This window comes from Streptomyces sp. NPDC059398 (genome assembly GCF_042751845.1).
Taxonomy (GTDB): Bacteria; Actinomycetota; Actinomycetes; order Streptomycetales; family Streptomycetaceae; genus Streptomyces.
On sequence record NZ_JBHYWP010000022.1, the window covers coordinates 1 to 20321 of the forward strand.

The following is a 20321-nucleotide window of genomic DNA, read 5'->3' on the forward strand; positions in this document are numbered from 1 at the left end:
GCGGGCCCCCGGGTTCCGGCGCGCGCGGGGGCCCCCCCGGGGCGGGGCGCGGGGCCCCCCGGCGGGAGCGGGGAGCGGCAACCGGGCCGTGACCGGGGCGACTCGGGTGTCCGGGCCGGGCGGGCCGGTCTGACCGGCCGAGGGCGGGACGGCGTAACCGGTCGAGTCCGGGTCGCCGCGAGGACCGCCGCGCCGGGTCAGGCCGTCTTGATCGCCGAGATGTCGAAGGTCAGCTTGACCTTGTCGCTGACCATGACGCCACCGGTCTCCAGTGCGGCGTTCCAGGTCAGGCCCCAGTCGGAGCGGAGGATCTCGGTGCTGCCCTCGAAGCCGACGCGCTGGTTGCCGTAGACGTCGGTGGCCGCGCCGTGGAACTCCAGGTCGATGGAGAGCGGCTTGGTGACGTCCTTGATGGTCAGGTCGCCGACGATGCGGTACGCGTCGCCGCCGAGCTGCTCGGCGCGCGTGGAGCGGAACGTCATGTGCGGGAACTGCTCGGCGTCGAAGAAGTCGCCGCTGCGCAGATGGCCGTCGCGGTCCGCCATCCCGGTGTCGATGCTCTCGATGCGGATGTCGATGGCCGCGGTGGACTTCGCCGGGTCGGAGCCGTCCAGGTGCAGGGTGCCCTCGTGCTCGGTGAAGGAGCCGCGCACGTTGGTCACCATGGCGTGGCGCACGGTGAAGCCGATGGAGCTGTGTGCCGGGTCGATGCTGTAGTCACCGGACAGGGCGGCCAGGGCGGGGTCCACCGGGAGGGTGGTGGTGGCGGCCGGGGCGGCGGGGGACTTGCGGTTGAACAGAGCCATGGCTCCTCCTCGGGTGGTGGCTGCGGTCGCGATCAAGGTTGTTTAACCTTCAACCAGATGCACTGTAGGCATATCTGGTTCAAAATTCAACATCTCTGTCCGACAGGGATCCGCCGGGAGCGGGATGCGGGGAGGACGCCCTCTGGCGGACGCGCGTAGAGCTGCGGCACCATCTGTCCCGCTCCACCTGCACAGCCGGCCCATGAACAACCCGTTCCATCACGGTCATCACGGTCATCAGCAGGAGGGAAACCCATGAAGATCCGCCCGCTCCGCCCGGCAGGCCGAGGCGGCGAGGTCCGTACGGCGCGCCCGCTCCGTCCGGTGCTCGCCGCGCTCGCGCTCGTCATCGGCGTGCTGTTCGCTCCGGGTACCGGCGTCATCGGGGGCGCCACCGACGCCTTCGCCGCCACCAAGATCAGCCATGCGACGGCCACTTCGATGTTCCGCTCGTCCGGCATCACCTGGTCGTCGTCCGGCGGTTGCTCCGACCGGTCCGTGGCGACCTGCACCTCTTTCGACCAGCTCAACCTGGCCACCGCGCAGGGCGCCCAGACCCTCAAGGGCGCACTCGGCTGTGCCATGAACATCACGGGCGGCACCGAGACCGGCCATGCGTCCGGCACGTACTCCCACTGGAACGGCTACAAGCTCGACATCGGCAAGACGACCTGTCTGACGAACTACGTCAAGAACACGTTCACGTACATCGGTCTGCGCGGTGACGGCTACCCGCAGTGGAAGTCCGGCGCGGGCAATGTGTACGCGGACGAGGGCAGCCACTGGGATGTCACGTTCTACAACTGCGGTGGCTGCTGACGCCGGAGCCCGTTGCGGAAAGCGCTTGCTCCCGGTTCACGGTGATCCGGGAGCAAGCGGGGGCAAGCGCTTTCTGTTCATGTTGTCCAGACCATTGCCCGGCCGTTGAGGCCCTGCTACACCAGCGGTTAGCAGACCCACGCCCCCTTCTTCCGGGAGTCCCCTGTGCCCTCGCTGCCCCCCTGGTCCCGCCGCGCCTTCCTCTCGTCCGCGGGCGCCGGCGCGCTCACCCTCACGGCCGTCCCGTACGCGAACGCCGCCCCGGCCGCGCCGGTCGCGCCGGCCGCGCCGTCCACGGGGCGGACGGCCACCGCCGCGGGCACCGGCTCCGACGACGAGTTCGCGACACTGCGCGGCCGCTGGCTGGACCTCGCGCTCGGCTCCGGCTACGACGCGACCGCCGAGCCGTACGCCTCCCGGCTGAAGGCCACCGGTCAACTCGCCGCGCAGGTAAGGGCGTCGATGGCGCCGACGGACAAGTCCCTCTGGCCGGACTCCCCGTTCGACCCGCCGGCCGGTATCACCCAGAGCTACACCCGGCTGTGGACGATGACCCAGGCGTACCTCCAGGACGGCACCGGACTCACCGGCGACGCCGGACTGCTCACCGATGTGATCACCGGCATCGACCATCTCTCGGCGAAGATCTACCACCCCGCCACCAAGGTCTACGGCAACTGGTGGGAGTGGCAGATCGGCAGCCCCCGGCTTCTGATGGACCTGGTGGCCGCCCTCTACGACCACCTCACCGACACGCAGATCCAGGCAGCCTGCGCCGCCGTCGACCACTTCATCCCCGACTCGGTGCTCGCCGACTACTCCGGTACGTCGACCGGCGCCAACCGGGTCGACCTCTGCCGCTCGGTCGCCATGCGCGGCGTGAACGGCCGCTCCGCGGAGAAGATCGCGCTGGCCCGCGACGCGCTCTCGCCCGTCTTCCCGTACGTCACCACGGGCGACGGGCTCTACCCCGACGGCTCGTTCATCCAGCACACGACGATCGCCTACTCGGGCACCTACGGTCAGGTCATGCTGGACGGCCTCGGCCGGCTCTTCACCCTGCTCGCCGGATCCACCTGGGACGTCACCGACCCGAACCGGCAGGTCATCCTGGACAGTGTCGAGAACGCCTATGCGCCCATCATCTACAACGGCCTGGCCATGGACAGCGTCAACGGGCGTGCGGTCAGCCGCGGTTACCTGGCCGCCGACGACCAGCACGTGATGCGCAGCGACCACTTCCACGGCAAGGGGCTGATAGCCGCCATGGCGGTGATAGCCGGCGGCGCGCCGGACGCGGAGCGGCTGCGCTGGCAGTCGATGATCAAGGGCTGGATCGAGCGGGACACCACCACACCGATCCTCACCTCGCCGCAGTTCGGTGTCGCCGACCTCTCCCGGCTCTCGGCGGTCGCCCACGCACCGGTGGCCGCGGCCCCCGAGCCGGTCGCCCACCGCCTCTTCGCCTCCATGGACCGCGCGGTGCACCGCCGCCACGGCTGGGCGGCGAACATCTCGATGTCCTCCGAGCGGATCTCGTACTACGAGTGCGGCAACGGCGAGAACCTGCACGGCTGGCACACCGGCGCCGGAATGCTGTACTGGTGGCCCGGGCAGCAGGCGAACGACCACTACACGGACTGGTTCTGGCCCACCGTCGACCCGTACCGGATGCCGGGGACGACCGTGTCGACCAAGCGGCTTGCCGACGAGGCGGGCGGGGAGTGGGGCGCCGCCAAGCCCGCCGTCCAGTGGGTGGGCGGGGCCAGTGACGGGGAGTTCGCGGCCGTCGGCCAGCATGTGAAGGGGCTGCTCTCCACGCTCCAGGCCCGTAAGTCCTGGTTCTGCGTCGCGGACACGGTGATCTGCCTCGGCGCGGGGATCACCGCCACCGACGGGGTTCCGGTCGAGACCGTGGTCGACAACCGCAACCTCGGAGCCGGCGGCAGAGGCGCGTTCACCCTGGACGACCGCCGCCGCCCGCACTGGGCCCATCTCGCCGGGCACGGCGGCTGGGTCTTCCCCGGCGGCACCGACGCACTGCACACCCGGCGCGAGGCCCGCACCGGGGCCTGGCACGACATCAACACCACCAGCTCGACCGAGAAGCAGACCCGCACCTTCCAGACCCTCTGGCTCGATCACGGTACGGACCCGGTGGACGCCTCCTACGCCTATCTGCTGATGCCGGGGGCCTCCCGGCGTACGCTCGCGGCCCGCGCCGCCGACCGCCGCTGGCTGGAGGTACTGGCCAACACGGCGTCCCGGCAGGCGGTCGCCGTCCGCTCACTGGGGCTGACAGCGGCGAACTTCTGGCAGGCGGGTACGGTGGGCCCGCTCACCGCATCCGCTCCGTCGAGCGTGCTGGTGCGGAGCAAGCGGCACACCGCCACCCTGCACATCAGCGAGCCGCCGCGCACCGGAAAGCCGGTGGAGATCGTCTGGAAACAGCCGGTACGCCGGGTGACCAGTGCCGATCCCTCCGTACAGGTCATCTCGACCGGCCACGCGCTGCGGCTGCGGATCACCCCGGGAACGGCGGGCGCGACACACGCCTGCGAGGTCGTCCTTGGCTGAGCCGTCCGGCCCCGGCCGCGCTCCCGTCCGCCAGGCACCGCTCCTGGAACTCTTGTGGGGGTTCCACAATCCAGGGTGGTCCTGGGCTGGCACTTGGGCTGCGCGGCCGGGCTCTTCTGTCCAGGGCGGCCAGGAAACTGGCCCGGAGACTGTGCGAAGTCCACTGCGTATTTTCTTGGCGCAGTTCGTAGGGTCGGAACATGACCGTTTTGGACGAGACCGCGAGCGAGCCCACCGACGCACGCGGACGGGTGGCCGAACTGCTGGCGCTGCGCGAGCAGGCCAGGCGAGGGCCCAGCGAGCGAGCGACCGAGACCCAGCACGCGAAGGGCAAGCTCACCGCGCGCGAGCGCATCGAGCTCCTGGTGGACCCGGGTTCGTTCAAGGAGGTCGAACAGCTGCGCCGGCACCGGGCGACCGGATTCGGCCTGGAGGCGAAGAAGCCGTACACCGACGGTGTGATCACCGGATGGGGCACGGTCGAGGGCCGGACGGTCTTCGTCTACGCACACGACTTCCGGATCTTCGGCGGCGCGCTGGGCGAGGCTCACGCCACCAAGATCCACAAGATCATGGACATGGCGATCTCGGCGGGTGCGCCGCTGGTGTCGCTGAACGACGGCGCGGGCGCCCGTATCCAGGAGGGCGTCTCGGCGCTCGCCGGATACGGCGGGATCTTCCAGCGCAACACCCGGGCATCGGGCGTGATCCCGCAGATCAGCGTGATGCTCGGCCCGTGCGCCGGCGGCGCGGCCTACAGCCCCGCCCTGACGGACTTCGTGTTCATGGTCCGCGAGACCTCGCAGATGTTCATCACGGGCCCCGACGTGGTGCGTGCGGTGACCGGCGAGGAGATCACCCAGAACGGTCTCGGCGGCGCCGATGTGCACGCCGAGACCTCCGGGGTGTGCCACTTCGCGTACGACGACGAGGAGACCTGCATCGCCGAGGTCCGCTACCTCATCTCGATGCTGCCCTCGAACAACCGCGAGAACCCGCCCTCGCACCCCAGCGACGACCCGGCCGAGCGCCGCTCGGAGCGGCTGCTCGACCTGGTGCCGGCCGACGGCAACCGCCCCTACGACATGCACCAGGTCATCGAGGAGCTCGTCGACGACGGCGACTACCTGGAGGTCCACGAGCGCTGGGCGCGCAACATCATCTGCGCCCTGGCCCGGCTCGACGGCCAGGTCGTCGGCATCGTGGCGAACCAGCCGCAGTCCCTGGCGGGCGTCCTGGACATCGAGGCGTCCGAGAAGGCCGCCCGCTTCGTCCAGATGTGCGACGCGTTCAACATCCCGATCGTCACCCTCCTGGACGTGCCCGGATTCCTGCCGGGTGTGGACCAGGAGCACGGCGGGATCATCCGCCACGGCGCCAAGCTGCTGTACGCGTACTGCAACGCGACGGTGCCCCGGATCTCGCTGATCCTGCGCAAGGCGTACGGGGGCGCGTACATCGTCATGGACTCCCAGTCCATCGGCGCCGACCTCACCTACGCCTGGCCGACCAACGAGATCGCGGTGATGGGCGCCGAGGGCGCGGCCAACGTCATCTTCCGCAAGCAGATCGCGGAGGCCGAGGACCCGGACGCGATGCGCCAGAAGATGGTCAAGGAGTACAAGGCCGAGCTGATGCACCCGTACTACGCGGCCGAGCGCGGGCTCGTGGACGATGTCATCGACCCGGCCGAGACCCGCGAGGTCCTCATCGCCTCACTCGCGATGCTGCGGACCAAGCACGCCGACCTTCCCTCCCGCAAGCACGGCAACCCGCCGCAGTAGGCGCCCGCCGTACCTCTCCCAGCTCACTTCCGGCACGTCCCGGCCCGTCTCAGTAAGGGGAAACACCTTGAGTACTCCCACCGCCGCCGCATCGCTGCTCCGCGTCGAGAAGGGCCACGCGGAGCCGGAGGAGCTGGCCGCGATCACCGCGATCCTGCTGGCCCGCGCAGGCAGCCGCCCCGAGGCCCCGGCGCACCCGCGCTCCACCACGGCGGGCTGGCGCCGCCTGGAGCGCTCCCGGGGCTTCCGGGCCCCGCACTCCTGGCAGGGCTGAGCCCGCACTCCTGGCAGGGCTGAACCGGCCCGCCGGTACCCGCCCACAGCGAAGGCCCGCACCCTCTCTCCGGAGGGTGCGGGCCTTTCCGCTGTGCGAGCTGTACTACCGGGGACGGCCCGGGACCAGGACCTAACGCAGACGTGCCATCAGTGCGTGCTCGACGAGCGTGATCAGCGCGCTCTTCGCGTCCGCGCGGTGTCGTGCGTCGGTGGTGAGGATGGGGGTGTCGGGGCCGATCTGGAGGGCTTCGCGTACTTCGTCGGGGGTGTAGGGCTGGTGTCCGTCGAAGCCGTTGAGGGCGATGACGAAGGGGAGTCCTGAGTTTTCGAAGTAGTCGACGGCGGGGAAGCAGTCGGCGAGACGGCGGGTGTCGACGAGGACGACGGCGCCGATGGCGCCGCGTACGAGGTCGTCCCACATGAACCAGAAGCGGTCCTGTCCTGGGGTGCCGAACAGGTAGAGGATGAGGTCCTGGTCGAGGGTGATGCGTCCGAAGTCCATGGCCACCGTGGTGGTGGTCTTGTCCCCGGTGTGTGTGAGGTCGTCGATGCCCGCCGAAGCGGACGTCATGACGGCCTCGGTACGCAGCGGGTTGATCTCCGAGACGGCGCCGACGAACGTGGTTTTGCCCACGCCGAAGCCCCCTGCCACCACGATCTTCGCGGAGGTAGTGGAGCGGGCTGCACCGCCGCTAGAGCTTGCGAAGTCCACTGAGCACCCTTTCGAGCAGTGTCACGTCTGGCTGGCCGCCGGCGGCATCGTCGCCGCCGGGCTGATGGATGGCGACGAGCCCGGCCTCCGCCAGATCGGCGACGAGGATCCGGGCGACGCCGAGAGGAATCGTAAGAAGAGCCGAGATCTCGGCAACAGACTTGATCTCGACACAGAGCCGGCAGATCCGCTGGTGCTCGGGCAACTGCCCTTGCAGCTGTGACGGTTCCGCCGTGGTACTGACCAGTGCCTCGATGGCGAGCTGGTACCGCGGCCTGGTCCGGCCGCCGGTCATGGCGTACGGCCGCACCAGGGGATTGTGGGCGGCCGGGGCCGGGTCGGGCTGCTGCTGCGGCGTCCAGTGCGGCTGCACCGGCTGGATGCGCGGCGGCTCGTCGTACGGCGACGGGGGCTGCGGCTGCTGGTGGGGCTGTGTGCCGTGTCTGCCCGGCGTGGAGGGAAAGCCGAAACGGGTCCGGTCGAACTCGTCCGGAACCTGCTGTTCACCGTAGTAAGGGTGACCGCCTGGGGGTGTTGCCACGTTTCCTCCTCCGACTGCCCGTCGCTGTTCCTGTGGAGCCGCGCCACCGCACCCTATGGCGCGGTGGCGAGAAACGCACTGTCTGTTTGCTAGTTGAGAAGACTGCCCTGCAGTTCGGCACGGAGATCCGGGGTCAGCACACTGCCCGCGCGGTCCACCAGAAGGGCCATCTCGTAACCCACCAGACCGATGTCGGCCTCGGGGTGGGCGAGGACGGCGAGCGAGGAGCCGTCGGAGACGGACATGATGAAGAGGAAGCCGCGCTCCATCTCCACGACGGTCTGGTTGACATGACCGCCCTCAAAGATCCGGGACGCCCCCGCGGTGAGCGAGGTCAGCCCGGAGGCTACGGCCGCCAGCTGGTCGGCACGGTCACGCGGGAACCCCTCGGACATCGCCAGAAGGAGTCCGTCGGCGGAGACCACCACTGTGTGGGACACCCCGGGGGTGTTGTCCACGAAGTTGGTGATCAACCAGTTCAGGTTCTGCGCCGCCTGGCTCATCGGGCTCACACTAACGCTCCTGGTTGTAGGTGCTGTCAGGACCGCCGTGGTGATTCCCGGTGGCCTGACCGTTCGTGTCACTACCTTCGTTGCGCCCCCGCAGGACACCGCGGCGCAGATTGCTCAACCTGCCCCGGACGTCCTCGGGTGCGCGGGAGACCTGGGGGCCGCCCTGCGGGGTCTGCTCAGCCTTGCCCTCGACCAGGTTGGCCTTGGGCACCCGCCGGGGGAGACCGGAGGGGGTGACCCCGCCCGCTTTCGGCTCGCGCAGCTGGTCCGCCCGCTGCCAGCGCTCGTCGTTCGACGAACGCCAGTCGTCCGGCCGGCTGCTCTCCCCGTTCTCCTCCCCGTCGTTCCGCTCCGCTGGATCCTGCTCTCCGGCCTGGGACGGACCGGAAGTTCCCTGACCGGACTGCTGCTGCCCGGACCACGGCCGGCCCTGCTGCTGACCGGAGTGCTGCTGGCCGGACTGCTGTGCTCCGGGGGCCGCCTTCGGGACCTGCTGACCGCCGCGGCGGGGAAGGCCGGCGTCGGTCAGTTCGTGTGAGGTGCTCGGAGACGGTCCCGGACGGTCGAAGCCTACGCGCTCGGAAGCGGCTGCGGGAGCGCCCTGTACAGAATCCGCCTCCGGCTGGTAGACCGACCCGAAACCGCTCTGGTACGTGGCCTGACCAGCCCAGTCGCCCTGCGGGGACGACTGCTCGAACGCGCTGTCGTACCGCGGCTCCTGGCCGTACTGTGCAGAGCCGTTGCCGTACTGCGCCGGGTGCTCCTGCTGCGGATACCGGCCCTGCCCGTACTGCTGCTGGTCCGGGAACTGCCCCTGCCCGTACTGCTGGCCCTGCCCCGGCACCTCGTCGCGGAAGAGCGGCCTGCCGTCGGCCTCGTGCCCGCCCTCCAGCGCCGCGCGGCGCTCCTCGCGCAGCAGCGAGCGGTTGACCGGGTCGAGGCGGCGCGGCCCGCCGTCACCGTAACGGGCGTCGTCGAAGCCGAGTTCGGCCGCCGTGCGCTGCGGAGCCGGTGGGAACGACTGCTGGTCCCTTTGCTGCTCCGGAATGATCGAGGAGACGCTGAAGTCGTCCGACGGCAGCGGATCGCCGCCCCCGCCGTGGGTGATGGCGTCGGGGAGCATGACCAGCGATGTGGTGCCCGCCTGCTCGCCCGAGGGGCGCAGCTGGACGCGTACGCCGTGCCGGTCGGCGAGACGCCCGACCACGAACAGCCCCATACGCTGCGAGATCGCCGCGTCCACGGTCGGCGGGTTGGCCAGCTTGTGGTTGATGTCCGCGAAGTCCTCGGCGGTGAGGCCGATGCCCTTGTCATGGATCTCGATCATCACCCGGCCGTCCGGCAGCCGGGTCGCCGCGACGCGCACCTTGGTCTGCGGAGAGGAGAACGTGGTGGCGTTCTCAAGCAGCTCGGCGAGCAGATGCACCAGGTCGGTGACGGACTGCCCGTGGATGTCGGTCTCGGGGACCCCGGTCAGCTCGATGCGCTCGTACGACTCCACCTCGGACGAGGCGGCCCTGAGCACATCGACCAGCGGGACCGGCTGGTTCCAGCGCCGCCCCGGCTCCTCGCCCGCCAGGACGAGAAGGTTCTCGCCGTTGCGCCGCATCCGGGTCGCGAGGTGGTCGAGCCTGAAGAGGCTCTCCAGCTGCTCGGGCTCGGCCTCGTTGTTCTCCAGATCGGTGATCAGGGTCAGCTGGCCCTCGATGAGCGACTGGTTGCGCCGCGAGAGGTTGGTGAAGATCGCGTTGACGTTGCCCCGGAGCATGGCCTGCTCGGACGCGAGCCTGACGGCCTCGCGGTGCACCTGGTCGAAGGCCCGTGCCACCTCGCCGATCTCGTCCCGGGTGTGGATCGGGATGGGCTCGACCCGGGTGTCCACCCGGCCCGGCTCCGTACGCGAGAGCTGGTCGACGAGCATCGGCAGGCGTTGCTCGGCCACTCCGAAGGCGGCGGTGCGCAGCCGGCGCATGGCCCGGCTCATCTGGCGGGCCATCATCCCGGCCAGGACGAAGGCGACCAGCAGGGCGACCAGGACGACGGCGCCGTTGGTGATGGCGTCGTTCTTCGCGTCGTGCGAGATGGACGCCGCATCGCCGACCGCCTTGTCGACCAGGTTCTTCTCGACCGTGCTGTAGCCGTTGAACCGGGTGCCCGCCGCGATGGCCCAGGACTCCGCGTCGATGCCCTTGGCCTTCAGCGCCGCAGGCGTCCGGCCCCTGCCGATCTCGGCCGCGATGCCGTCGAACATCGACCCGCCCTTGGACGGCGGGGTCACATAGTGCTTCTTCGACCCGGCCGCCGCCTTCTTGTCGCGGGCGGCATAGCCCTTGGCGGCGGCGGCCTGGTCGGCCATCGACCGCTTCAGACCGGCCGCGTCCTCCTCGGTGCCGCCGGAGAGGTACTCCTGGAGGGCGATCTGTTCCAGGTAGTTGTACGAGTTGAACGCGACGACCTGCGCCTGGAAGGTCGCGGGGTCCTGGCTCGGGCGTACCAGCAGATGCGTACCGATGGAGCGCTGAAGCGATTCTGCTGCCTGGGCCAGCTGGATCGCGTAGACCGTGCGGCCGTAGCTGGTGATGTTGCCCGTGCCGAGACCGAGTTCATTGGAGAACTCCATCAGCGAGTGCTGGACCCTGACGTAGCCCTCTTCGGTCTTCACCGGGTCCATCGCCTCGGTGTACGCGGTCTTGCGCAGCGTGCCGAGGGTGGGCTCCTCCTTGCGGAAGAGCTGGAGCCGGCGCTCCAGACCCCTGGTCCTCGGCAGCTTCTTCACCGCGGTGTCGAAGGACCTGGCGGCCTCGTCGGTGCGGCGGTAGGCGTCCTTGACGGTGATGTTGCCGGTGCGCTTGTTGGAGAGCAGCGGCTCCGCAGTGGTGTCGCGCTCCTCAAGCAGCCTCTCGCTGTACGCCGAAGCTGCCCGTACGACGAGTGCAACCCGTTCGGCGTCCCGTGCGTCATTCCAGGTAGTGATCGAGCTCTTCACCTGGAACGAGCCCATGACCAGGCCGACGACGACCGGGATCAGCAGAATGGCGTTGAGCTTCGTGGGCACGCGCCAGTTCGGCGGCGACAGCCGGCCGCCGCGCTTCCCGGCGCCGCGGACAGCGGCCGCGGAACGGTCGGCAGGAGACGCCGCCGACTGCGACGGCGGCGTGAAGTTCCCCCGCTTCTGCTCCGCCGCGGAGCTCTTCCTGCTTCGCCTCACTCGACCAACAACCTCTCGGCGTCGGCACCTGCGGTGTGCCGTCCATCGTTCAGAGCCGTACTCGGACCGGCCGTCGAACGGAGACGGTCCTACTCGGGAGTTCGCCGAATTCCAGCACGTCGGGCGGCGTGGCTCCAAACAGCTGGAACCCGCCGCACCGAGTGGCGTATGCCTCAGATAAAACGGTCAAAAAGAGCGAGCGGCGCCAAAAGCAGAGACCGCTGTGTGCAGAGCGGCACCGTGCGGATGCAACGGGTGTCCGCAGTCGGTGAATTCTCTGTCGAAACGTTATGAACATGGGGGCGGATCGTGTCAAAGCCCACAGTCCGCCCCAGATCGGCTACGGCAACTGCCGTAGCCGGATGACTACTTGAGACGTGCCATCAGTGCGTGCTCGACGAGCGTGATGAGTCCGCTCTTTGCATCTGCGCGGTGTCGTGCGTCGGTGGTGAGGATGGGGGTGTCGGGGCCGATCTGGAGGGCTTCGCGTACTTCGTCGGGGGTGTAGGGCTGGTGTCCGTCGAAGCCGTTGAGGGCGATGACGAAGGGGAGTCCTGAGTTTTCGAAGTAGTCGACGGCGGGGAAGCAGTCGGAAAGGCGGCGGGTGTCGACGAGGACGACGGCGCCGATGGCGCCGCGTACGAGGTCGTCCCACATGAACCAGAAGCGGTCCTGTCCTGGGGTGCCGAACAGGTAGAGGATGAGGTCCTGGTCGAGGGTGATGCGTCCGAAGTCCATGGCCACCGTGGTGGTGGTCTTGTCCCCGGTGTGTGTGAGGTCGTCGATGCCCGCCGAAGCGGACGTCATGACGGCCTCGGTACGCAGCGGGTTGATCTCCGAGACGGCGCCGACGAACGTGGTTTTGCCCACGCCGAAGCCCCCTGCCACCACGATCTTCGCCGAAGTGGTCGATCTGGCCGGCGCGCTGCTAGAGCTTGCGAAGTCCACTGAGCACCCTTTCGAGCAGTGTCACGTCCGGCGTGCCGCCGGCCTCTCCGTTGCCCGGCTGGTGGATCGCCACCATGCCGGCCTCCGCCAGGTCGGCCACGAGGATCCGCGCCACCCCCAGCGGCATCGAGAGCAGCGCCGACACCTCGGCCACCGACTTGACCTCACGGCACAGATGGCAGATCCGCTGGTGCTCGGGGAGCAGGCCCGCGAGGTGCACCGGGTCGGCCGTGGTGCTGACCAGCGCCTCTATGGCGAGCTGGTAGCGGGGCCTGGTCCGGCCGCCGGTCATGGCGTACGGACGTACCAGTGGCTGGTCGCCCTCACTGTCGTACGACGCGTCGTGCAGCACGCCGTACGGATCGTGCGAGGCGGGGGGCGGGGTCATGGATCCTCCGGGCGTGACAGCGATGAGTCCGAGTGCCGTCTGACTGGGCCGGTGGGGGGCGGGATGCGGCCGGGACGGTGGTTGATGAACGTACGGGCTGAACCTGTGGGGGACGTGTCTAGTGGAGCAGGCTCCCCTGGAGTTCGGCCCGCAGGTCCGGGGTGAGCACGCTGCCCGCCCGGTCGACGAGCAGGGCCATCTCGTACCCGACCAGACCGATGTCGCAGTCCGGGTGGGAGAGCACGGCGAGCGAGGAGCCGTCCGAGACCGACATGAGGAAGAGGAAGCCGCGCTCCATCTCCACCACGGTCTGGGCGACTTCGCCGCCTTCGAAGATCCGGGAGGCCCCCGCGGTGAGCGAGGTCAGCCCGGAGGCTACGGCCGCCAGCTGGTCGGCACGGTCACGCGGAAAGCCTTCGGACATGGCCAGCAGAAGCCCGTCGGCCGAGACCACCACGGTGTGGGAAACCCCTGGGGTGTTGTCCACGAAGTTCGTGATCAACCAGTTCAGATTCTGCGCCGCCTGGCTCATCGGACTCAACTAGTGCTCCTGCTGGTGAGAGGGGCCGGTTCCGGCCTGGCGACCCTGTTGGATGCCACGCCGGAGGTTGGTCAGCCGGCCGCGTACGTCGTCGGGCGCACGCGAAACCTGCGGACCGGCCTGGTGGGCCTGCTGCTGTGCGGTGCCGGGCACCAGATTGGCGCGCGGCACGCGCCGGGGCAGACCGGATGTGGTGACACCACCGGCGGCGGGCTTCTTAGCCCGCTCGGCCTGCCGTACGAGTTCGTCGTTGGGCGACGCCCGCCAGTTGCTGCCGGGGGCGGTCTGCGCCATCGGGTCACTGGGCTGCGCGGCCGGCTCGGGCTGCTGCGGAGCGGCCGGTTCCTGCGGCTGGGCGTTCCTCGCGGACTGCGCGCCGTGGAACCAGTTGGTCTCCAGGGTGTCGTAGAGCGGGGTGCGCCCGTCGCCGGGGTCGGCCGCCGGCGGCAGCGCGTCGTACTGCGGCTGCGCGGGGAGGCTCTGCGGCGCGGGCGGGCGCGGGGCGCCGAAGTCCGCGTCGCCGCGCTGGTTCGGGGCGCCGCCGGAAGGCTCCGAAGGGGCCTGCGGACGGGGCGGGTCGAAAGCCCCGAAGTCCGAGAGCTCGGCTCGCGGGAACTGCGCCGTGGACGCCGGGTCCTGCGGCTGCTGCTGCCGGTCCTGGTAGGGGGCGCCCTGCTGCGGGGAGTCCTGGTACCGGTCGCCCTGGAACGGGTCGCCCTGGAACGGGTCCTGGGGGGACCGCTCGTCCTGGAACGGGCCGCCCCGGAACGGGCCGCCGTCCTGCTGCGGTGTCTGCGGCGACTGGGGTATCTGGGGCGTCTGCGGCGTCTGGGGTATCTGCGGACGCCGCGGGCCGCGGACATCCGGACGCTCGAAGACATCGGCACGCTCGAACCGGCCGGTGTTCCCGGGCGGCGGGCCGTTGAAGTCCGGACGCTGGAACTCGGCGGTGGAGCCCGGCCCCTGGCGCTCGGCGGAGAGCCGGTCGTCGGTCTGCCGGCCGGTACCGAAGGGGTCGTTGCCGAACGCGTTGCCGCCGAACGGGTCGTTGCCGGCCGGGCTGTTGCCCGGACCGTTGCCGCTCGGGCCGTTGCCGGCCGGGCGCCCCGCGAAGAGGTCGTCCGCCGGTGAGCGTTCGCCGGACTGGCGCAGCGGGCGCATCGGCTGGCGGTACTGGGCGCCCGAGGCGCTGATGCCGGAGCCGTTCGTGCTGTTCGCACCGGAGCCCGCGCCGGCACCGAAGGCGCCGGAGTCCGGCTCCTCGTGTCCGCGCGGCTGGTCCTGCGCCCCCCGCTGCGGCAGCTCATTGCCCCAGCTGGTGCTCTGCGAACGCTGCGGAGTCTGCGGCTGCCGGGGGTTCTGCGGCTGCTGCGGGTCCTGCGGCGACTGCGGGCCGCGGGCCTGCGGTACGGGGTTGCCACCCGGCAGCTCCGCGCGCGGGCCGCCGGTGGGCGGCAGCTGCTGCTGACGTCCGGCCGGGGGCTGGAACATACCGTCCCCGGGCTGCTGCGGGCGCTGCGGACCATTGCCGTGCCCCGGAGCATCGCCGGGGCCGCCGCGGCCGCCCTGGGCGCCCCGGCGCGGCATGGGTGCCCCCGCGCCGAAGGCGTTCACCGACGGTGCGGGCGCGGAACCGCCCTGCGGCTGACCCTGCTGGCGGGGGCCTCCGGGCTGGATCGAACGGTCGCCGTCGCGGGAGGGCAGCGCGGCGCGCGGCCCCGGGCCGGAGACCTGACCGCGAGGAGCACCAGCGCCCGCGCCCGCGGCGGCACCCGCACCGGTGCGGCCCGGGACGCCCGCGTTCTGCGGAGACGGGGACTGCCCCTGGCGCTGCTGCGACTGCCCCAGCTGCCCCTGCGGCTGCTGGCCACCGGGCACACCCGGCTTGGCCGGAGCCTTCTTGCCGCCCTGGGCGACATCGACGGGCAGCATGACCAGCGCGGTCGTACCACCGGAGTCGGAGGGACGGAGCTGGATACGGATGCCGTGGCGCAGCGAGAGCCGGCCGACCACGAACAGACCCATGCGCCGGGAGACGGAGACGTCCACGGTGGGCGGCGAAGCGAGCCGCTCGTTGATCGCGGCGAGGTCCTCGGGGGAGAGGCCGATACCGGTGTCGTGGATCTCGACGAGCACCCGTCCGTCGGGCAGCGCGGGACCGGTCCCGCGGACCTTGGTCTGCGGCGACGAGAACGACGTGGCGTTTTCGAGCAGCTCGGCGAGCAGGTGCACGAGGTCGTTGACGACGCGTCCGGCGACCTCGGTCGCGGGCACCGCGGCCAGCTCGATGCGTTCGTACTGCTCCACCTCGGACGCGGCGGCGCGGAGCACGTCGACCAGCGGCACCGGGCGGGTCCACCGGCGGCCGGGCTCCTCACCGGCGAGGACCAGGAGGTTCTCACCGTTGCGTCGCATACGGGTCGCGAGGTGGTCGAGCTTGAAGAGCGAGGACAGCTGGTCCGGGTCCGCCTCGCGGGACTCCAGCTCGGAGATGAGCGAGAGCTGGCGCTGGATGAGGCCCTGGCTGCGGCGCGAGAGGTTGGTGAACATCGCGTTGACGTTGCCCCGCAGCATGGCCTGCTCGGAGGCGAGCCGGACGGCCTCGCGGTGCACGTCGTCGAAGGCCGTGGCGACCTTTCCGATCTCGTCCCGGCTGTGCACACCGACGGACTCCACGGAGGTGTCGACGTCCTGCGGGTCGGTCTCGGAGAGCTGCTTGACCAGCTCGGGAAGGCGCTCGCTCGCGACCTTGGTCGCGGTGTCCTGCAGCCGCCGCAGCGAACGGATCATGGACCGGGCCACGACGTAGGCGCCGACCAGTGAGACACCGAGCACCAGCACGATGAGCGCGGCGTTGATGATCGCCTCGCGCTCGGCGTCGTTGCGCAGCTCGCGGGCCTTCTGCTCCATCTCGCCGAGCAGCGTGGCCTCGATGGTCTTCATGGCCGTGATGCGGTTGCTGTCCGCGTCGTACCAGTCCTTGTACGAACGCGGGGCCTGGCTGTCCAGACCGCTCTTGTTCTCCAGGACGTGCTTCGCGTACAGGTTGGCGGCGGTGATCTCCGGGTTGCCGGTGTCCAGCGGCGCGGTCAGGTCCGCCGCGTTGCCCGCGTAGACCAGCTTGAAGGACTTGAGCTCGTCCTCCTCGCTCTGCATGGCGGACTTGGCGAAGAGCCGGTCGCTCTCCTCCAGGTGGCCGTGGCCCTTGTTGCTCGTCGGCAGTGCGGCGGCGATGACCGCCCGCTGGATCGACGCGTACTCCTTCGCGGAGGAGAAGGCAGCCAGGGCACGGGTCCGCTTGATCATCTCGGGGTTGGCGGTCGCCTGGGCCATGTCCTGGGAGAGGCCGAGCAGCGAGTCGATCAGCTCGCTGTACTCGTTGACCGTCTGCGAGGTGGTGGCCTTGCCCTGGTACGCGTCGGCCCGGATGGCCTTGAGACGGGTCAGCTTGGTGGCGATGCCCCGGAGGCTGCCGCGGATCGACTCGATCGAGTCGTCGCGCTTCGCACTGTCGAAGTCCGCGGTGCCCGCCAGGAACGCCTGGTCGGCGAGGTCGGTCTTCTTGCGGGGCTCCTCGACGTTGAAGTCGTTGGCCTTGGCACCGTGCGACAGCGGACCGGCGGACTTGTCGCGCTCCTCCTGGAGCGCGGCGGCCAGCTCGGTCGCCTGCTTGGTCATCTGGGTGAGCAGCTGCATGTGGTCCAGCTGCTGCATCTTGTCCAGCGAGTCGTTGATCCGCAGACCACCGAGGGTGGTCGCGGCGACGACGGGCAGCGCCAGCAGGGAGACCAGCCTGGTACTGATGCGCCAGTTGCGCAGGGCCATCCGCGAGCCCGTGCCGGACGGGCCCTTGGACTTCGGTTTGGCCTGGGGCGTCGCCCTGGACTCACCGCCGGCCGGTTCCGGTCCCTGCTTCTGGGGGGTCGGGGGAGTCTGGGCGTGCTGGGCCGAGGAACCGCGGTCGGCTCCGCCGCGAGGCTCCTGTTCAGCCGCGGCTTCCCCTCGACCCTGGCGGGCCTGGGGTGACCCCGTGCCATCCCTCTTGAAACGTCCCTGCACTAGCGTCGCAACCTCTGGACCAGGCGTTCCCCCGCACAGGCGGCGGAACGGTGTCGAGTTGTGGGGCGCGGCGCGCCCCATGGTGGTCGTCAGTGACCGGCGTGTTCTCCCCCTTTACCGCCGCCACTCGGCGCTGCGTCGCGCCCTTCGTGCGCCGGCCTGCCTGTGTTTTCACAAAGACTGCGCGGCAGTGCGTGGAATTCCAGCACAGGGACGGATCTCCAACAAGGCCCGAGTACAGGGCTGTGACGTGATTGACACGGTGTGAGCACCGAATCACCTGGTGTAGAAATTCAGCCCGGATGAATCGGACTTTTGTTTACGTACCACTTACGCGTCAGGGGTGTCCCAGTCGCGATGATCAGGGGCGGAATGAACGGTTCACACCGGTAATGTCCGCTTACTGAAGGGGCGTTGACGGCCCGTAATGTCCCAAATGCCAGTCAATTCGTGAGCAAACTCACACCTAGATCGTTGTCGGCCCCGCGCTTCCCCGGGGAATCAGATGTTTAGCCTGATGCTTTACAGGGATGGCGAATCCGACAACCGGCGCCCCGGCGGCGCCCGACCGACAGGGCCTCACGAACAGATGAAGACGACGACGTTGTCCCGCAACATTGCCAACCCCCGCCGCACCACGCTCGCCCACCTCACGGACGCCGGCCAGCTGCACCGCCCCGAGCAGCCGGAGCACGCCGCGACCCTGCCGGCCGTGACCGCCAACCCGCGCCGCACCGTCCTGATGGAAGCGCCCGTCCAACCGCAGGTCACCGCCGCCGAGTGAGGCGAGGTCGTCGCGGTGCGGCCCCCGCCACCCGCGTTAGCCTGGAGCGTCAGAACTCCAGCCAGTAAGTGAGGGGCGACAGCACTCGTGCGCATCGCCAGATTCTCCATCGACGGCAATGTCGCCTTCGGCGTGGTCGAGGGCGAGGGCTCCGATCCCTCGGGTGACCTCGTCCTCGACATCATCAAGGGCATCCCGTACTCCGACTTCGAGCTCTCCGGTGTCAAGGTGCCGCTGAGCAAGGTCCGGCTGCTGCCCCCCGTGCTCCCCAACAAGGTCGTGGCCTTCGGCCGCAACTACGCGGACCACGCGGCGGAACTCGGCAACGCGGTCCCGGACGTGCCGTTCGCCTTCCTCAAGCCCACCACATCGGTGATCGGCTCGGGCGACGCCATCGAGTACCCCTCCTTCTCCAGCGAGCTGCACCACGAGGCCGAACTGGCCGTGGTGATCGGCCGGATGTGCCGTGAGGTCCCGCACGACCGCGTCAAGGACGTCGTCTTCGGCTACACCTGCGCCAACGACGTCACCGCGCGCGACGTCCAGAAGCGTGAGAAGCAGTGGGCCAGGGCCAAGGGCTTCGACACCTCCTGCCCGCTCGGCCCCTGGGTGGAGACCGGCCTCGATCCGTCCGACCTGACCATCCAGGCCACGGTCAACGGAGCCCAGCGCCAGCTCGGCCGCACCAGCGAGATGATCCACTCCGTCGCGGATCTGATCGTCAACATCTCCGACGCCATGACACTGCTCCCCGGAGACGTCATCCTGACCGGCACCCCGGCGGGCGTCGGACCGCTCAACGTCGGCGACGAGGTCGCCGTCTCCATCGAAGGCATCGGCACTCTCACCAACAAGGTGATCAAGCGTGGCTAACGCGAACACCCCGGCCGGGGCAACCCCCCGCGTACGGTTCTGTCCCTCCCCGACCGGCAACCCCCATGTGGGCCTGGTCCGTACCGCCCTGTTCAACTGGGCCTTCGCCCGGCACACCGGCGGCACCATGGTCTTCCGCATCGAGGACACCGACGCGGCCCGCGACTCCGAGGAGTCGTACCACCAGCTGCTCGACTCGCTGAGCTGGCTCGGCCTGGACTGGGACGAAGGGCCGGACGAGAAGGGCGGCCCCCACGCGCCGTACCGCCAGTCGCAGCGCATGGACATCTACGCGGACATCGCGAAGCGGCTCCAGGACGCCGGCCACGCCTACGACTGCTACTGCACCACCGCCGAGCTCGACGAGCGCCGTGACGCCGCCCGCAAGGCCGGCCGGCCCTCCGGGTACGACGGCCACTGCCGCGACCTCAGCGCCGGGCAGATCGAGGAGTACAAGGCCGAGGGCCGCACCTCCATCGTCCGCTTCCGGATGCCCGACGAGACGATCACCTTCGACGACCTGGTCCGCGGCGAGCTGACCTTCACCCCGGAGAACGTGCCGGACTACGGCATCGTCCGGGCCAACGGCGCCCCGCTCTACACCCTCGTCAACCCGGTCGACGACGCGCTGATGGAGATCACGCACGTCCTGCGCGGCGAGGACCTGCTCTCCTCGACGCCGCGCCAGATCGCGCTCTACAAGGCGCTGATCGACATCGGCGCCGCCAAGGAGATCCCGCTCTTCGGCCACCTGCCGTACGTGATGGGGGAGGGCAACAAGAAGCTCTCCAAGCGCGACCCCGAGGCGTCCCTCAACCTCTACCGCGAGCGGGGCTTCCTCCCCGAGGGGCTGCTCAACTACCTGTCCCTCCTCGGCTGGTCGTTCTCGGCCGACCAGGACGTCTTCTCGCTCGCCGACCTGGTCGAGAAGTTCGACATCGCGGACGTGAACGGCAACCCGGCCCGCTTCGACCTCAAGAAGGCCGAGGCGATCAACGCCGACCACATCCGGCTGCTGGACGTGGCGTCCTTCACAGAGGCATGCACGCCCTGGCTGCGCGCCCCGCACGCCAACTGGCCGGAGGAGAACTTCGACCGGGCGGCGTGGGAGGCCATCGCCCCGTACGCGCAGACCCGCGTCACTGTCCTCTCGGACATCACGGCCAATGTGGACTTCCTCTTCCTGGACCGGCCGGTCGAGGACGAGGCGTCCTGGGCGAAGGCGATGAAGGGCGACCCGGTGGCCCTGCTCACCACGGCCCGCGCCCGCCTCGCCGACGCCGACTGGACCAGCCCCGACGCGCTCAAGGCGGCCGTGCTCGCGGCCGGTGAGGAGCACGGACTGAAGCTCGGCAAGGCCCAGGCGCCCGTCCGCGTCGCGGTCACCGGCCGCACGGTCGGCCTGCCGCTCTTCGAGTCCCTGCAGATCCTGGGCCGGGAGCGCTCACTGGAGCGGATCGACGCGGCACTGGCGAAGCTGGCCGCCTAGGGTC

16 protein-coding genes are annotated in these 20321 nt (G+C 69.9%); 7 read left to right on the plus strand and 9 right to left on the minus strand.

The window, feature by feature from the left end; genetic code table 11:
• Positions 1-197: 197 nt before the first annotated feature.
• Entirely contained in the window at positions 198-806 is a 609-nt protein-coding gene (locus ACFXBC_RS10835) for a YceI family protein (RefSeq protein WP_385021569.1), read from the minus strand.
• Positions 807-1061: 255 nt separating this feature from the next.
• On the opposite strand from ACFXBC_RS10835, the gene ACFXBC_RS10840 reads away from it, so the two are divergent.
• The 4 genes from ACFXBC_RS10840 (at position 1062) to ACFXBC_RS10855 (ending at position 6260) form a co-directional block, all read left to right on the plus strand.
• Complete coding sequence (locus ACFXBC_RS10840; protein ID WP_385021572.1) at positions 1062-1625, plus strand: hypothetical protein; 564 nt, start codon at positions 1062-1064, stop codon at positions 1623-1625.
• A gap of 165 nt (positions 1626-1790) precedes the next feature.
• The gene (locus ACFXBC_RS10845; RefSeq protein ID WP_385021575.1) at positions 1791-4202 is read left to right on the plus strand and encodes a polysaccharide lyase 8 family protein; all 2412 of its coding nucleotides are present in this window, start codon (positions 1791-1793) and stop codon (positions 4200-4202) included.
• A 200-nt stretch (positions 4203-4402) separates the two neighbouring features.
• Positions 4403-5986, plus strand: a complete 1584-nt coding sequence (locus tag ACFXBC_RS10850) for an acyl-CoA carboxylase subunit beta (protein WP_385021578.1) — start codon at positions 4403-4405, stop codon at positions 5984-5986.
• Positions 5987-6053: 67 nt separating this feature from the next.
• A complete protein-coding gene (locus tag ACFXBC_RS10855; RefSeq protein WP_385021581.1) occupies positions 6054-6260 on the plus strand; it encodes an acyl-CoA carboxylase subunit epsilon in 207 nt (68 codons plus the stop codon).
• Positions 6261-6392: 132 nt separating this feature from the next.
• Here ACFXBC_RS10855 and ACFXBC_RS10860 read toward each other — a convergent pair whose 3' ends face one another.
• The 8 genes from ACFXBC_RS10860 to ACFXBC_RS10895 form a co-directional block, all read right to left on the minus strand.
• Entirely contained in the window at positions 6393-6974 is a 582-nt protein-coding gene (locus ACFXBC_RS10860) for an ATP/GTP-binding protein (RefSeq protein ID WP_014048542.1), read from the minus strand.
• The gene (locus ACFXBC_RS10865; protein ID WP_385021584.1) at positions 6955-7515 is read right to left on the minus strand and encodes a DUF742 domain-containing protein; all 561 of its coding nucleotides are present in this window, start codon (positions 7513-7515) and stop codon (positions 6955-6957) included. The genes ACFXBC_RS10860 and ACFXBC_RS10865 overlap by 20 nt, the downstream gene beginning before the upstream one ends.
• 89 nt (positions 7516-7604) lie before the next feature.
• The gene (locus ACFXBC_RS10870; protein ID WP_164260062.1) at positions 7605-8018 is read right to left on the minus strand and encodes a roadblock/LC7 domain-containing protein; all 414 of its coding nucleotides are present in this window, start codon (positions 8016-8018) and stop codon (positions 7605-7607) included.
• A gap of 10 nt (positions 8019-8028) precedes the next feature.
• Positions 8029-11235: a nitrate- and nitrite sensing domain-containing protein gene (locus tag ACFXBC_RS10875; RefSeq protein WP_385021587.1), complete on the minus strand. Its 3207-nt coding sequence runs from the start codon at positions 11233-11235 to the stop codon at positions 8029-8031.
• Between the two features lie 366 nt (positions 11236-11601).
• Complete coding sequence (locus tag ACFXBC_RS10880; RefSeq protein ID WP_385021590.1) at positions 11602-12183, minus strand: ATP/GTP-binding protein; 582 nt, start codon at positions 12181-12183, stop codon at positions 11602-11604.
• The gene (locus ACFXBC_RS10885) at positions 12164-12571 is read right to left on the minus strand and encodes a DUF742 domain-containing protein (RefSeq protein ID WP_164259976.1); all 408 of its coding nucleotides are present in this window, start codon (positions 12569-12571) and stop codon (positions 12164-12166) included. The genes ACFXBC_RS10880 and ACFXBC_RS10885 overlap by 20 nt, the downstream gene beginning before the upstream one ends.
• A gap of 118 nt (positions 12572-12689) precedes the next feature.
• On the minus strand, positions 12690-13103 hold the full coding sequence (locus tag ACFXBC_RS10890; RefSeq protein WP_164260060.1) for a roadblock/LC7 domain-containing protein: 414 nt from the start codon (positions 13101-13103) through the stop codon (positions 12690-12692).
• Between the two features lie 9 nt (positions 13104-13112).
• On the minus strand, positions 13113-17171 hold the full coding sequence (locus ACFXBC_RS10895) for a nitrate- and nitrite sensing domain-containing protein (protein ID WP_385021594.1): 4059 nt from the start codon (positions 17169-17171) through the stop codon (positions 13113-13115).
• Positions 17172-17760: 589 nt separating this feature from the next.
• On the opposite strand from ACFXBC_RS10895, the gene ACFXBC_RS10900 reads away from it, so the two are divergent.
• The 3 genes from ACFXBC_RS10900 to gltX all read left to right on the plus strand — a co-directional run bounded on the left by ACFXBC_RS10900 (position 17761) and on the right by gltX (position 20317).
• Positions 17761-17955 carry a hypothetical protein gene (locus tag ACFXBC_RS10900; RefSeq protein WP_385021597.1) on the plus strand — a complete coding sequence of 65 codons (195 nt, stop codon included), beginning with the start codon at positions 17761-17763 and terminating at the stop codon, positions 17953-17955.
• An 87-nt stretch (positions 17956-18042) separates the two neighbouring features.
• Positions 18043-18828: a fumarylacetoacetate hydrolase family protein gene (locus ACFXBC_RS10905; RefSeq protein WP_385021600.1), complete on the plus strand. Its 786-nt coding sequence runs from the start codon at positions 18043-18045 to the stop codon at positions 18826-18828.
• Positions 18821-20317 carry a glutamate--tRNA ligase gene (gene gltX, locus ACFXBC_RS10910; RefSeq protein WP_385021603.1) on the plus strand — a complete coding sequence of 499 codons (1497 nt, stop codon included), beginning with the start codon at positions 18821-18823 and terminating at the stop codon, positions 20315-20317. Before ACFXBC_RS10905 ends, gltX begins: the two co-directional genes overlap by 8 nt.
• Positions 20318-20321 lie beyond the last annotated feature (4 nt).